The organism is Streptomyces sp. NPDC006140, assembly GCF_040628815.1.
GTDB lineage: Bacteria > Actinomycetota > Actinomycetes > Streptomycetales > Streptomycetaceae > Streptomyces.
This window is the reverse complement of sequence record NZ_JBEXTS010000006.1, coordinates 71570-85706: the sequence shown is the minus strand read 5'-3', so window position 1 is coordinate 85706 and position 14137 is coordinate 71570. Positions and strand designations below refer to the sequence as shown.

General features: G+C 71.9%; 13 protein-coding genes. 2 read left to right on the top strand and 11 right to left on the bottom strand.

Annotated features, from left to right (window positions below; translation table 11 throughout):
* Window positions 1-131: 131 nt before the first annotated feature.
* Window positions 132-464 carry a hypothetical protein gene (locus ABZ386_RS17875; RefSeq protein WP_355722420.1) on the bottom strand — a complete coding sequence of 111 codons (333 nt, stop codon included), beginning with the start codon at window positions 462-464 and terminating at the stop codon, window positions 132-134.
* A 188-nt stretch (window positions 465-652) separates the two neighbouring features.
* On the opposite strand from ABZ386_RS17875, the gene ABZ386_RS17870 reads away from it, so the two are divergent.
* Entirely contained in the window at window positions 653-1456 is an 804-nt protein-coding gene (locus ABZ386_RS17870) for a methyltransferase domain-containing protein (protein WP_356502071.1), read from the top strand.
* Between the two features lie 97 nt (window positions 1457-1553).
* On the opposite strand, the gene gatB is transcribed toward ABZ386_RS17870, so the two are convergent.
* The 10 genes from gatB to ABZ386_RS17820 all read right to left on the bottom strand — a co-directional run bounded on the left by gatB (window position 1554) and on the right by ABZ386_RS17820 (window position 13125).
* On the bottom strand, window positions 1554-3068 hold the full coding sequence (gatB, locus tag ABZ386_RS17865) for an Asp-tRNA(Asn)/Glu-tRNA(Gln) amidotransferase subunit GatB (protein WP_351341019.1): 1515 nt from the start codon (window positions 3066-3068) through the stop codon (window positions 1554-1556).
* 15 nt (window positions 3069-3083) lie between these two features.
* Window positions 3084-3323 carry a hypothetical protein gene (locus ABZ386_RS17860; protein ID WP_114255457.1) on the bottom strand — a complete coding sequence of 80 codons (240 nt, stop codon included), beginning with the start codon at window positions 3321-3323 and terminating at the stop codon, window positions 3084-3086.
* Window positions 3320-4813 carry an Asp-tRNA(Asn)/Glu-tRNA(Gln) amidotransferase subunit GatA gene (gene gatA / locus ABZ386_RS17855; protein ID WP_358965055.1) on the bottom strand — a complete coding sequence of 498 codons (1494 nt, stop codon included), beginning with the start codon at window positions 4811-4813 and terminating at the stop codon, window positions 3320-3322. Before gatA ends, ABZ386_RS17860 begins: the two co-directional genes overlap by 4 nt.
* A 4-nt stretch (window positions 4814-4817) precedes the next feature.
* On the bottom strand, window positions 4818-5114 hold the full coding sequence (gene gatC / locus ABZ386_RS17850) for an Asp-tRNA(Asn)/Glu-tRNA(Gln) amidotransferase subunit GatC (protein WP_031117542.1): 297 nt from the start codon (window positions 5112-5114) through the stop codon (window positions 4818-4820).
* Window positions 5115-5285: 171 nt separating this feature from the next.
* Window positions 5286-7562, bottom strand: a complete 2277-nt coding sequence (locus ABZ386_RS17845) for a bifunctional diguanylate cyclase/phosphodiesterase (protein WP_351341010.1) — start codon at window positions 7560-7562, stop codon at window positions 5286-5288.
* Between the two features lie 257 nt (window positions 7563-7819).
* Window positions 7820-10015: an NAD-dependent DNA ligase LigA gene (gene ligA, locus ABZ386_RS17840; protein ID WP_358965054.1), complete on the bottom strand. Its 2196-nt coding sequence runs from the start codon at window positions 10013-10015 to the stop codon at window positions 7820-7822.
* Window positions 10016-10030: 15 nt separating this feature from the next.
* Entirely contained in the window at window positions 10031-11038 is a 1008-nt protein-coding gene (locus tag ABZ386_RS17835) for a methionine synthase (protein WP_358965053.1), read from the bottom strand.
* Window positions 11039-11068: 30 nt separating this feature from the next.
* Window positions 11069-11767 carry an SDR family oxidoreductase gene (locus tag ABZ386_RS17830; RefSeq protein WP_358965052.1) on the bottom strand — a complete coding sequence of 233 codons (699 nt, stop codon included), beginning with the start codon at window positions 11765-11767 and terminating at the stop codon, window positions 11069-11071.
* Window positions 11768-11785: 18 nt separating this feature from the next.
* Window positions 11786-12325: a TIGR00730 family Rossman fold protein gene (locus ABZ386_RS17825; protein ID WP_031117547.1), complete on the bottom strand. Its 540-nt coding sequence runs from the start codon at window positions 12323-12325 to the stop codon at window positions 11786-11788.
* The gene (locus ABZ386_RS17820; protein WP_358965051.1) at window positions 12322-13125 is read right to left on the bottom strand and encodes a class I SAM-dependent methyltransferase; all 804 of its coding nucleotides are present in this window, start codon (window positions 13123-13125) and stop codon (window positions 12322-12324) included. Before ABZ386_RS17820 ends, ABZ386_RS17825 begins: the two co-directional genes overlap by 4 nt.
* Window positions 13126-13323: 198 nt before the next feature.
* Here ABZ386_RS17820 and ABZ386_RS17815 point away from each other — a divergent pair, with 198 nt between their 5' ends.
* A complete protein-coding gene (locus ABZ386_RS17815) occupies window positions 13324-14106 on the top strand; it encodes an alpha/beta fold hydrolase (RefSeq protein ID WP_351340995.1) in 783 nt (260 codons plus the stop codon).
* Window positions 14107-14137 lie beyond the last annotated feature (31 nt).

The following is a 14137-nucleotide window of genomic DNA, read 5'->3' as shown; positions in this document are numbered from 1 at the left end:
TGGATCTTTGACCGGGAGCAGTCGTCCATGAACTGAACAGCCCGCAAAGAACGCATGAGCAATGCGAAATCACTCTTGCAGGCTCAAGAGATCATTTGTCTGTTTCGTGGGCTTGTTCACAGCGGGCGCACTCAGTCGAACTGGTCCCCCAGCGCCATCACCATCACCCCGGCGATCAGCAGCCACAGGGCCCGCCGGGTCCGGCCCCGCGAGCCCAGCACGGCGGCGAGGGCGCAGACGGCGGCTCCGGAGGCGTACGCCGCCGGGACCAGGGCGGGGGCGGAGCGGGTGAGGCGGAGCAGTGCCGCGGCCAGGCCCGCGAGCGTCAGGGCGGCACCGGTGCCGACGGCGGTCCAGCGGGCCCGGCGGGCGTCTTCCAGGAGGTCTTCGGCATCGTCCTGCTCGGCGGTCGCCTCCGAGTCCGCTATCTCCGGATCGGTGTCGGAATCAGTGCGTCCACTCATGGCCGAGACGGTAGCGCGTCGGCGAGGAAAACCAGGTGCGGGGCCTGGGCGCAGGCTGTTAGCGTCCGCTGGTCCGAGGAACGCCGCGGCATCTCGCCGCCCGGCCGAAGCAGGTGCTTGTATGACGGTCCGACCGAGCTCCGACGCATCCCCTTTCTTCCTCAAGGACTCAAGGAGCCCGTTCACCGATGTCGGACATCACTTCCCGCACCTCGGACATCCCCCTCGCTGACCGTGTGAGCCACCCCGGCTACCCGCGCAGCAACGGCTACGACGCCCGCTGGACCATCGAGAACCAGATGGGCCCGCACGCGCTGTGGCTGCTGGAGTGGCTGGCGCCCGCCCTGGGGCTGGACACCCTGAGCCCCGGCTCGCGCGTGCTCGACCTGGGCTGCGGCCGCGCCATGACGTCGATCTTCCTCGCCAAGGAGTACGACGTCCAGGTCACCGCCGCCGACCTGTGGGTCAAGCCCGGCGAGAACGCCGGGCGCATCGCCGAGGCCGGCCTCGCCGACCGCGTCCTGCCCGTGCTCGCCGAGGCGCACGACCTGCCGTTCGGCGAGAACAGCTTCGACGCGATCGTCTCCGTCGACGCCTACCACTACTTCGGCACCGACGACCTGTACCTGCCCGAGCTGACCCGGCTGCTGAAGCCGGGCGGGCGGATCGGGGTCGTCGTACCGGCGCTGCGCGAGGAGATCGACGGCGTCGAGCCGCCGGAGCACCTCAAGCCGTACTGGGAGCCCGGGTTCTGGTCCTTCCACACCGCCGGCTGGTGGCGGCGCCACTGGACCCGCAGCGGGGCCGTGGAGGTCGAGACCGCGGACTGGCTGGAGGACGGCTGGCGCGACTGGCTGCGCTGGTGCGAGGTCGTCGCCGAGGAGCACACGGACGAGTTCCACATCCGGATGGCCGGACAGTGCGCCGAGATGCTGCGCCTCGACCAGGGCGGCACGCTGGGCTTCGTCCGGGTCGTGGGGCGTCGCGTGTAAGGAACCAAGTCGCCTGTAAGGAACTGAGAGGGGGGATGCACCGGGTTCCGGTGCATCCCCCCTCTTCCGGGTCCGCTCTGTCGGGTCCGCGGAGGGCTCAGCCCTCGCTGACGCCCAGCTTCTCCAGGATCAGCTCCTTGACGCGGGCCGCGTCGGCCTGGCCCCGGGTCGCCTTCATGACCGCCCCGACGAGTGCACCGGCGGCGGCCACCTTGCCGCCGCGGATCTTGTCCGCGATGGCCGGGTTGCCGGCGATGGCCTCCTCGACGGCGGTGGTGAGGGCGCCCTCGTCGGAGACGACCTTCAGACCGCGCTTGTCGACGACCTCGTCCGGGGTGCCTTCGCCCGCGAGGACGCCTTCGATGACCTGGCGGGCCAGCTTGTCGTTCAGGTCGCCCTTCGCCACCAGCTCGGTGACCCGGGCCACCTGCGCCGGGGTGATCGCCAGCTCGTCGAGCGCCTTGCCCGACTCGTTGGCGCTGCGGGCCAGCTCACCCATCCACCACTTCCGGGCGGACGCCGCGTCGGCCCCGGCCTCGATCGTGGCGACGATCGGCTCCAGCGCACCGGCGTTGAGGATCGCCTGCATGTCGGTGGCCGAGACGCCCCACTCCTCGCGGAGCCGGTTGCGGCGGACCAGCGGCAGCTCGGGCAGACCGGCGCGGATCTCCTCGACCCACTCGCGGGACGGCGCCACCGGGACGAGGTCGGGCTCCGGGAAGTACCGGTAGTCCTCGGCCTCCTCCTTCACACGGCCCGAGGTCGTCGACCCCGTGTCCTCGTGGAAGTGCCGGGTCTCCTGGATGATCGTGCCGCCGGAGGACAGCACGGCCGCGTGCCGCTGGATCTCGTAGCGGGCCGCGCGCTCCACGGACCGCAGCGAGTTGACGTTCTTCGTCTCCGAACGCGTACCGAACTTCTCGGTGCCGTGCGGGCGCAGCGACAGGTTCACGTCGCAGCGCATCTGGCCCATCTCCATGCGGGCCTCGGAGACGCCGAGCGCCCGGATGACCTCGCGCAGCTCACGGACGTAGGCCCGCGCGACCTCGGGGGCCCGCTCGCCCGCGCCCTCGATCGGCTTGGTGACGATCTCGATGAGCGGGATGCCGGCGCGGTTGTAGTCCAGCAGGGAGTGGGACGCGCCGTGGATGCGGCCGGTGGCGCCGCCCACGTGGGTCGACTTGCCGGTGTCCTCCTCCATGTGGGCGCGCTCGATCTCCACGCGGAAGGTCTCGCCGTCCTCCAGCTGCACGTCGAGGTAGCCGTTGAAGGCGATCGGCTCGTCGTACTGGGAGGTCTGGAAGTTCTTCGGCATGTCCGGATAGAAGTAGTTCTTCCGGGCGAAGCGGCACCACTCGGCGATCTCGCAGTTCAGCGCGAGGCCGATCTTGATGGCGGACTCGACGCCGGTCGCGTTGACGACCGGGAGCGCGCCGGGCAGGCCGAGGCAGACCGGGCAGGTCTGCGTGTTGGCGTCCTGGCCGAGGGCGGTCGAGCAGCCGCAGAACATCTTGGTCTTGGTGCCGAGTTCGACATGGACCTCGAGGCCCATGACGGGGTCGTACGACGCGAGTGCGTCCTCGTACGACACCAGGTCGGTCGTGGTGGTCACGGTGAAACTTCCCTCTCAGCCCAGCAGGACGTCGTCGTCGCCCAGCCGCTTCAGCTCGCGGTAGAGAATGGCCAGGTTGGTGACGACCGCCGCTCCGGTCACGACGGCGTCGATCAGCCGCAGCGTGTCGTTGTCTCCGCGGGCCTTCTTGATCTGCTTGTAGACACCGACGGCGCCGAACGCCGACGTGGCCATCGAGATGTACAGACCGGACTTGGAGCTCTTGAAGCCCTTGGCCTTGGACAGTGCGCTCACAGCGACGGAGCCTCCTCGATCAGCGGGTGGCCCCACCTTTCCACGAAGGCGGCCTCGACGGCGGCACCCACCTTGTACAGGCGGTCGTCCTTCATGACGGGGGCGATGATCTGCAGGCCGACCGGGAGGTTGTCCTCCGGGGCGAGGCCGCACGGCAGCGACATGGCCGCGTTGCCCGCCAGGTTGGTCGGGATGGTGCACAGGTCGGCGAGGTACATCGCCATCGGGTCGTCGGCACGCTCGCCGATCGGGAAGGCGGTGGTCGGGGTCGTCGGGGAGACGATCACGTCCACCTGCTCGAACGCCTTGTCGAAGTCCTGCTTGATGAGCGTGCGGACCTTCTGGGCGCTGCCGTAGTAGGCGTCGTAGTAGCCGCTGGACAGGGCGTACGTGCCGAGCATGATGCGGCGCTTGACCTCGGGGCCGAAGCCGGCCTCGCGGGTGAGGGAGGTGACCTCCTCGGCGGAGTGCGTGCCGTCGTCGCCGGTCCGCAGGCCGTAGCGCAGGCCGTCGAAGCGGGCGAGGTTGGAGGAGCACTCGGACGGCGCGATCAGGTAGTACGCCGACAGCGCCAGGTCGAAGGACGGGCAGTCCAGCTCGACGATCTCGGCGCCCAGTTCCTTGAGCAGCGCGACGGACTCGTCGAACCGCTGGATGACGCCGGCCTGGTAGCCCTCGCCGCGGAACTGCTTGACGACGCCGACGCGCATGCCCTGGACGCTGCCGTTGCGGGCGGCCTCGACGACCGGCGGGACGGGCGCGTCGATGGACGTCGAGTCGAGCGGGTCGTGCCCGGCGATGACCTCGTGCAGCAGGGCCGCGTCGAGGACCGTGCGGGCGCAGGGGCCGCCCTGGTCGAGGGAGCTGGAGAAGGCGACCATGCCGTACCGCGAGACGGCACCGTACGTCGGCTTCACGCCGACCGTGCCGGTGACGGCGGCGGGCTGGCGGATGGAGCCGCCGGTGTCGGTGCCGATGGCGAGGGGGGCCATGTGCGCGGCCAGTGCGGCGGAGGAGCCGCCGCCGGAGCCGCCGGGGATCTTGGTGAGGTCCCAGGGGTTGCCGGTCGGGCCGTAGGCGCTGTTCTCGGTGGAGGACCCCATGGCGAACTCGTCCATGTTGGTCTTGCCGAGGATGACGACGTCGGCGGCCTTCAGCTTCTGCGTGACCGTGGCGTCGTACGGCGGGATCCAGCCTTCGAGGATCTTCGAGCCGACGGTGGTGGGCACGCCCTCGGTGGTGAAGATGTCCTTCAGCGCGAGGGGGACGCCGGCGAGGGGGCCGAGCTTCTCGCCCCGCTCGCGCTTGTCGTCGACGGCACGGGCCTGGGCGAGGGCACCCTCGCGGTCGACGTGCAGGAAGGCGTGCACCTTCTCGTCGACGGCCTCGATGCGGGCGAGGTGGGCCTCGGTGACCTCGACGGCCGTGAGTTCGCCGGAGGCGATCTTCGCGGCGGTCTCGGCGGCGGTGAGCTTGATGATGTCCGTCACGGTCTTAGTCCTCCCCCAGGATCTGCGGCACCTTGAAACGCTGCTGCTCCTGGGCCGGGGCGCCGGAGAGCGCCTGCTCGGGGGTGAGCGAGGGACGGACCTCGTCCGGGCGCATGACGTTCGTCAGCGGGAGCGGGTGCGAGGTCGGCGGTACGTCTTGGTCGGCGACCTCGCTGACGCGGGCGACCGCGCCGATGATGTCGTCCAGCTGGCCTGCGAAGTGGTCGAGCTCTTCGGGCTTCAGCTCCAGACGCGCCAGCCGGGCGAGGTGGGCGACCTCCTCGCGCGTGATGCCAGGCATGCAGCGATCCTCTGGGGTGAGTGAATGTGGTTTGGCCCAATCCTATGGGGCCGGGGGGCGTGCCCGTGAAACGGTTTGCCCGCACCCACGGGGAGCGGCCGGGGGCTGAGCCCCTCGACGGTGTGCCGGCCCTCATGGGAAGGGGCGGCCGGCCGGGTCTCCCGGGCGGCCTCAGCCCACCCGGCCCGAGTCGTCCGCCGCGGCCGCCGGGAGCGCGGCCCGGGGGCGCTGCCAGCCCCGGGAGCCGCGGGCGCGGAGCCAGGCCGTGGTCTCGTCGGGCGGCATCGCGGCGGCGACCAGCCAGCCCTGCACGGCGTCGCAGCCGAGGTCGCGCAGGCGCTCCCAGGTCTCGTCGTCCTCGACGCCCTCGGCGACGACGAGCAGGCCGAGGGAGTGCGCGAGGTCGACCGTGCAGCGCACGATCTCCGCGTCCTCGTGGTCGAGCGCGAGCCGGGCCACGAACGAGCGGTCGATCTTCAGTTCGCTGACGGGGAGCCGGCGCAGGTGCACGAGGGAGGAGTAGCCCGTGCCGAAGTCGTCCAGGGACATCTTCACGCCGTGCCCGGTCAGCCCGTTGAGGGTGTCAGCGGCGCGCTGCGGGTCCTCCAGGAGGACGTGTTCCGTTATCTCCAGTTGGAGCGCTCCCGCCGGGACGCCGTGCCGGGCCAGCCGGGCGGCGACGGAGCCCGCGAACCCGGGGGTGTGCACATCGCGCGGGGAGACGTTGACCGCGACCGGCACGAACAGGCCCTGGGCGCGCCAGCGGGCGACCTGGCCGAGCGCGGTCTCCAGGACATACTCGGTGAGGTGCGGCATCAGGCCCGAGGACTCGGCGATCGCTATGAACTCGTCCGGCGGCACCTTGCCCCGCTCGGGGTGCACCCAGCGGACCAGGGCCTCCAGGCCCGCGACCTGTCCGTCGAAGCGGACCTTGGGCTGGTAGTGCAGATGCACCTCGTGAGCGTCGAGCGCCCGGCGCAGGTCTCCGAGCAGACCGAGCCGGTCCGGGGTGTTGGAGTCGCGCTTGGACTCGTACACCTCCACCCCCGTGCGGTCCCGCTTCGCCTGGTACATCGCCACGTCCGCCCGGCGCAGCAGTCCCTCGGCGTCCAGGGCGTGGTCGGGGAAGACGGCGACTCCGGCGCTGGCCTCCAGGACCAGCGTGAGGCCGTCGAGGTCGAGGGGGGAGCTGAGCGCGGAGACGAGGCTGCGGGCGACCCGGGTCGCGGACGTCGTGGAGTCGGCGACCGGCAGTAAGACGGCGAACTCGTCCCCGCCGAGCCGCGCGGCCTCCGCTCCGCGCGGCAGCGCCACCCGCAGCCGGTCGGCGATCTGCAGCAGCAGCCGGTCACCGGCCAGATGACCGAGCGTGTCGTTGACCGACCGGAACCGGTCGAGGTCGATCAGCATGAGGGCGGCGCGGGCGTCGATGCGCTCGGCGTCGTCCAGCGCGGTCCAGATGCGCTCCAGCAGCCACTGCCGGTTGGGCAGCCCGGTCAGCGGGTCGCGCAGCTGCTCCTCCGCCCGGGCCCGGGCTATCCACAGGGTGGAGTCCAGGGCGATGAGGGGGATGGAGAACAGCGGCAGCAGGATCGGCTTGGCCACGGCCACCACGCACACCAGCGGCGCGATCCCGAGCAGCGCGACCGCGACCAGGCCCTGTCTGACCAGGGCGGTGCGGGCGACGGTGGGCAGGCCGGGGCGCGGGGCGTGCAGGTACCAGAGCAGGACGCGGGTGACCGCCAGGTAGGCGATGGCGACGAGGGCCACCTCGGGCGCGGTGGCGAGTGTCCAGGCGCCGGGCTGGGCCGGGGACTCGACGGACGGCACCGTACCGAAGAGACCCAGCACCAGGGCGCCGGCGCCGATGCCGAGGAGGTCGACCGCGCCGTGCAGCACGCCTTGGCGCCAGCGGTTGCGGCGGGCTATGCCGACCAGCACGACGACGGTGAGGCTGACCATGCCGGCCGGGACCCAGCCGTAGAGCAGCAGCACTGCGAGGGTGAGGGCGGCGCCCGAGCCGGTGCCGCCCCACCAGCGGGAGCGGCCCAGCATGACGAGGTGGCCGACGATGATGCCGGTCAGCACGGCCAGCGCCCAGCCGGCCGTGCCCGACGGGAAGAGCGCGTGGCCGCCGGTGAAGGCGCGGTAGAAGCCGGCGCCGAGGACGAACCCGGCCGCCGCGACGACCGCCGCGGGCAGCGCGGGCCAGGACGGGTGCCGTTCCGTCTCCCCGTCCGCGCCGGTCAGCCCGGGGGTGTGCTCGGTGACGGGCTGTGCGGCGCGCCCCCCGGCGGCGCGTGAGTCCGCGGTGTACTGTCCGACGGCGCGCGCCTCCGCGCCCGGACGCCCCGCCGGCCGACCGGCCCCACGGACTGCGCGCCATGCGACCGCCATGCGGCTCAGGCGCAGCCGTGAGCCCGGCGCGGCGCTCTCGGTCGGTTCCATTCCCGTCCCTCTCACAGCCGGCGGTGCCCACGCCCGCGGCCCGGTGCCCGACAACCCTCAACGGCCCGCGCTGGAAAACCCTTCCCCGTGCCCTGCCCGAGCGCGACGATGCCCCGACCGCAGCTGGGCACGGCAGGCGCACATCTCAACAGTAGGCCGCAGAAGGCTTCCACGGGCAGCGGTCGCCGACGGTTGCCCGAATGCGCCCCGGCCACCCGTATGCATCTGGTATGCGCCGATCGGGTGGCCTTCAACCGCTACTCCTCGGACGAAAGGGCGACTTCGGCCGCCGCTTCCGGTCCCTGTTCCAACAGGACGCCGAAGCCCTCCTCGTTCAGGACCGGCACCTTCTGCTGCATCGCCTTGTCGTATTTCGATCCGGGGTTGTCACCCACGACGACGAACGACGTCTTCTTGGAAACCGAGCCGGTCACCTTCGCTCCCCGGCTCTGCAGCGCCTCCTTGGCGCCGTCACGCGTGAAGTGTTCGAGGGTGCCGGTGACGACGACCGTGAGCCCTTCGAGCGGGCGCGGCCCCTCGTCCTCGCCGGTGCTCTCCTCCTCCATGCGGACGCCCGCGGCCTTCCACTTACGGATGATTTCGCGGTGCCAGTCCTCGGCGAACCACTCCTTGACGGCGGTGGCGACGATCTCTCCGACGCCGTCGGTGTTCTTCAGCTCCTCCTCCGTGGCCTGGTCGATGCGCTCGATCGAGCGGAACTCGCGGGCCAGCGCCTCCGCCGCGACGGGCCCGACGTGACGGATCGACAGGCCGGTGAGGACGCGGGCGAGCGGGCGCTGCTTGGCCGCCGCGATGTTCTCCAGCATGGCGAGCGCGTTCTTGCGGGGCTTGCCCTCCTGGTTGGCGAAGATCGTGGCGACCTTCTCCTCGCCGGTCTTCGGGTCGCGCTTGGGCAGGCCGCTGTCCGGGTCGAGGACGTACGCCTTGATGGGCAGCAGCTGTTCGATGGTGAGGTCGAACAGGTCGCCCTCGTCCAGCAGGGGTGGGTCCTTCGGCTCCAGTGGCGAGGTGAGGGCGGTGGCGGCGACGTAGCCGAAGTGCTCGATGTCGAGCGCCTTGCGGCCCGCGAGGTAGAAGAGGCGCTCGCGCAACTGGGCCGGACACGTGCGGGCGTTGGGGCAGCGCAGGTCGACGTCGCCCTCCTTCATGGGCCGCAGCGCCGTACCGCACTCGGGGCACTCGCTCGGCATCACGAACTCGCGCTCGGTGCCGTCTCGCAGGTCGGCGACGGGCCCGAGGATCTCGGGGATGACGTCACCGGCCTTGCGCAGCACCACCGTGTCGCCGATGAGGACGCCCTTGGCCTTGACGACGTCCTGGTTGTGCAGCGTGGCGAACTCGACCTCGGAGCCGGCGACCGTGACCGGCTCGACCTGGGCGTAGGGCGTGACCCGGCCCGTGCGGCCGACGCCCACGCGGATGTTGATGAGCTTGGTGTTGACCTCCTCCGGCGCGTACTTGTACGCGATCGCCCAGCGCGGGGCGCGGGAGGTGGAGCCGAGGCGGCCCTGGAGGGGGATTTCGTCGAGCTTGACGACGACGCCGTCGATCTCGTGCTCCACGGAGTGGCGGTTCTCGCCGAAACGGGCGATGAACTCCCGGACGCCTGCCAGGCCGTCGACCACCTTGTTGTGCCGGGAGGTGGGCAGGCCCCAGGTCTTGAGCAGGTCGTAGGCCTGGGAGAGGCGGGTCAGGCCGGTGAAGCCCTCCAGGGCGCCGATGCCGTGGACCACCATGTGCAGGGGGCGGGTGGCCGTGACGCGGGGGTCCTTCTGGCGCAGGGAACCGGCCGCCGCGTTGCGCGGGTTGGCGAAGGGCTTGTCGCCGGCCTCGACGAGCCGGGCGTTGAGCTCCTGGAACTTCTCCATCGGGAAGTAGACCTCGCCGCGGATCTCCACGAGGTCGGGGACGGAGTCGCCCTTGAGGCGGTCGGGGATCTCCGCGATCGTGCGGACGTTCGGCGTGATGTCCTCGCCGGTGCGGCCGTCGCCGCGGGTCGCCGCGCGTGTGAGGCGGCCGTGCTCGTAGGTGAGGTTCACGGCGAGGCCGTCGACCTTCAGCTCGCACAGGAAGTGGTAGGCCTGCTCGCCCAGTTCGCGGGCGATGCGCTCGGACCAGGCGGCGAGCTCGTCGTCGTTGAACGTGTTGTCCAGGGAGAGCATGCGCTCGCGGTGCGCGACCGCCGTGAACTCCGTCTCGTAGGACCCGGCGACCTTCTGGGTCGGCGAGTCCGGTGTGCGCAGCTCCGGGTGCTCCTCCTCCAGCGTCTCCAGGGAACGCAGCAGCTGGTCGAACTCCGCGTCGCTGACGACGGGAGCGTCCTTCACGTAGTAGCGGAAGCGGTGCTCCTCGATCTGCTCCGCGAGGCGCGCGTGCTTCTCCCGTGCCTCGGCGGGCACCGCCGTCGTCTCCGCCTGCTTGTCGCCGGCCACCGTGTCGTCCTCCCGTTACTCTGGGTTGTCCGCGAGGGATCTCGCCGCCCGGACGCAGTGGGCGAGCGCCTGGCGCGCGTACCCCGGGGAGACCCCCGCGAGTCCGCACGCCGGGGTGAGCGTGACCGCCTCCGCGAGAAGCCCCGGTGACAGCCCCAGCCTGCGCCACAGCGTCCTGACCCCCATGACGCTACCGGCAGGGTCTGACAATGGGCCCTCCGCGGACGGGACGACACCGGCGAAGAGCCGGGTGCCGCCCTCCACCGCCTCGCCGATCGCCTCGTCGTCACGCTCGGTGAGGAGGGAGAAGTCGAACGAGACGGCCGCCGCGCCCGCCCGCCGGAGCAGGGCGAACGGGACGTCCGGGGCGCAGGAGTGGACGACGACCGGGCCGCCGGGGTGCGTCCCGACGAGGTCGCGCAGCGTCTGCTCGACGATCTGCCGGTCGACGGCCCGGTGGGTGCGGTAGCCGCTGGCTGTCTTCACCTGGCCGCGCAGGACGGCCGTGAGGGACGGCTCGTCGAGCTGGAGCACGAGCTGTGCGCCCGGGACGCGCCGCCCCACCTCGGCGAGGTGCTGGCGCACTCCCTCGGCCAGGGAGGCGGCGAGGTCGCGGCAGGCGCCGGCGTCCGACAGGGCCGCCTCGCCGTTGCGCAGCTCCAGGTGGGCGGCGAGGGTCCAGGGGCCGACGGCCTGGACCTTCAGCGGCCCCTGGTAGTCCTGCGTGAACTCCTCCAGCGCGTCGAGGTCCTCGCCGAGCCAGGAGCGGGCCCGCTTGGTGTCCCGCCCCGGCCGGTCGCCGAGCCGCCAGCCGCTGGGCTCCACGCGCGCGTACAGCTCGACGAGCATCCCGGCGGTCCGGCCGATCATGTCCGCGCCGGGCCCCCGGGCGGGCAGTTCGGGCAGGAAGGGGAAGTCCTCGAAGGTTCCGGTGGCGGTCTTGGCGGCCTCCCGGGCGTCGCCCCCGGGCAGGGAGCCGACACCGGTGGCCGCACCGAACCTGAACTGGCTGTTTTCGCTCACCGCAACAGCCTAGTGAACGGGGCGCCGCGGTCAGGCGCCCGGCCGCACCGTCAGGTCGTTGACCTCGGCGTCGCGCGGCAGGTCCAGGGCCATCAGGATCGTCGTGGCCACCGACTCGGGGTCGATCCACTTCGAGGCGTCGTACTCCTTGCCCTCCTGCTGGTGCACCTTGGCCTGCATGGGGCTGGCCGTGCGGCCGGGGTAGACCGAGGTGACCCGGACGCCGTTGCCGTGCTCCTCGTGCCGCAGGGAGTCGGCGAGGGCCTTCAGGCCGTGCTTGGAGGCGGCGTAGGCGGACCAGCCGGCGTGGGCGTTGAGGCCGGCGCCGGAGTTGACGAAGAGCACGTGGCCCCGGGCGGCGCGCAGCTGGGGCAGGAAGTGGCGGGTCAGCTCGGCGGGGGCGACGAGGTTGATGTTGAGCTGGTGGCGCCAGGTCTTCGGGGTGAGCTCGCCGACCGGGCCGAGGTCGACGACCCCGGCGATGTGCAGCAGCGAGTCCACGCGGTCGGGCAGCGACTGGTGGGAGAAGGCCCAGGAGAGCTTGTCGGGGTCCGCGAGGTCGCCGACCAGCGTCCTCGCGCCCGGGAACTCGGCCGCCAGTTCCTTCGCCCGGCCCGCGTCGCGCGCGTGCAGCACGAGGTCGTCCCCGCGCGCGTGCAGGCGGCGGGCCACGGCCGCGCCGATGCCGGATCCGGCCCCGGTGATCACATGAGTAGCCATGCCCGCCATGCTCGCATCAGGGCCGGGTCACTCGATGCCCCGGCTCTCCTCCAGGTAGGCCAGCGCCCCGACCGGCTCCTCCGCGAAGAACACCAGGTCGGTGAGCGGGCGGGGCAGGAAGCCCTCGTCCTCCATGCGGCGGAACTGCTCCTTCAGGCCGTCGTAGAAGCCCGCGGTGTTGAGCAGGACGACCGGCTTGTCGGTGTGCCCGTGCTTCTTCAGCTCCAGGATCTCGGTCGCCTCGTCGAGCGTGCCCGTGCCGCCGACCATGATGACCACGGCGTCGGCCTTCTCCAGCAGGAGCTTCTTGCGCTCGGCGAGGTCCTTGGCGACGACCATCTCGTCGACGCCCGGGCGGGCCTTGGCCGAGAGGAACTGCACGGAGACGCCGACGAGCCGGCCGCCCGCCTCCTGCACCCCGTCGGCGACCACCTTCATGAGGCCGACGTCGGAGCCGCCCCACACGAGCGTGTGGCCGCCCTTGCCCAGCAGCTTGGCGAACTCCCGCGCGGGGCGGGTGTAGCGCTCGTCGAGGTCGGCGGCGGAGAGGAAGACACAGATGTTCATGAACCCACCGTACGGGCCCGGTCCGCGGCCGTGGTCACCCGCATTTTGGACTGGCGGTGCGGCAGTTGCTCCCAGTCGTCCATGAACCGGGCGTTGAGGCCGTGCCGTGCGGCGAGTTCGGTCAGCGTCCGCGTCCGGTAGTAGAAGTCCTCGTGGAGCACCTGGTGCTCCACGCCCTCGGTGCGGTCGAACGTGAAGTCGAAGAACCCGCCCGGTGCGAGGATCCGGCCGACGTGCGCGAAGCACTCCTCGATGACGTGCAGCGGCGAGTGCGAGAAGACGCTGTGCGCGTGCACGACGTCGAAGTGCGCGTCGGGCAGGAAGGCGAAGGTGAGGTCGTCGGCGAGCGCCAGGTAGGGCAGCTTGGGCTGGAGCTTCTCGGCCACGAGGGTGTCCTGGGCGGCGAGCAGGATGTGCGGCGAGATGTCGATGCCGTAGTAGTGCCCGGTGTCGAGGTGGTCGATGAACAGCCGGCCGGCGCGCAGGTTGCCGCAGCCGATGTCCAGCATGCGGTGGTGCGGCTGGAGACCGTGTCCCACCAGGTAGTCGAACTGCATACGGCCGATGCGGGTCCACGACTCGCGCGAGGGGTTGTGCCCCACCGCCGCCTCCGCGCTGCGCGCCGCGTCCGAGGCCATCACGGCCCGGTAGTAGGCGATGTGGTCGCGGTAGCGCAGCCGCAGCCAGGCGTCCCGCACCGCGCGCCGGGCGTGCGCGGGCACACGCTCCGGGTGGCGCAGGGCGTAGCGGACCTGGTGGGCCAGGCTGCTGCGGTTTCCGGCCGGCTCAGTGGCGCGCACGGTGCCTCCTGTGGCGGGCGAGGAACGGGCGGGGGAAGAACTCCGCTCCAGCCTGCGCTGTACCCGAGGAGTCGGCTACCCGAGGAGGGGCGATCGTGACGGCAGGGCACCGCATCACCGTCGAACGGAGCACGTGATCGGCTGACGCACGGCCCGCCTCACCCATGAAGACCGCGCGGTGCGGCAGTCTCAACAGGCATGGACAACAAGATCCTTTCGCGCGACGGCACCCGCATCGCCTACGAGAGCACCGGCCGGGGTCCCGCGGTCGTCCTGGTGAGCGGTGCGATGTCGACGGGCGGCACCCTGGCGCCGCTGGCCGTGTCGCTGGCGGAGCGTTTCCAGGCCGTCGTGTACGACCGCCGGGGCCGCGGGGCCAGCGGGGACACGGCGCCGTACGCGGTGGAGCGTGAGGTCGAGGACCTGGCGGCGGTGATCGAGGCGGTGGGCGGCGAGGCGCTCCTGTACGGCATCTCGTCCGGCGGTGCGCTCGCCCTGGAGGCGGCGGCGAGCGGGCTGCCGGTGCGGCGCGTGGCGGTGTACGAGACGCCGTTCGCCATGTCGGAGGAGGGCGCCGAGGAGCGCGCGGAGTACACCCGGCGGCTGACGGAGGCGCTCGGCGAGGGGCGGCGCGGGGACGCGGTCGAGCTGTTCCTGCGGCTGACCGGCCTGGCCGAGGGGGTGATCCAGGGGGCCCGACAGTCCCCCATGTGGGCCGGCATGGAGGCGATCGCCCCGAGCCTCGCCTACGACGACGCCGTGATGCGCGACGGCCGGGTCCCCCGGGAGCGGCTGGGCTCGATCGCCGTCCCCGTCCTGGCGGTCGCGGGCGACGCGAGCCCCGCCTGGCTGCGCGAGGCGGCCCGGGCGATCGCGGACTCCGTCCCCGAGGGCACGTACCGCACGCTCCAGGGGCAGACGCACATGGTGGAGCCGAACGTGCTGGCGCCGGTGCTGGCGGAGTTCTTCGCCCAAGGGTGAGGGAGGGCTGAGCCGGGGCACGCGCGCGTGG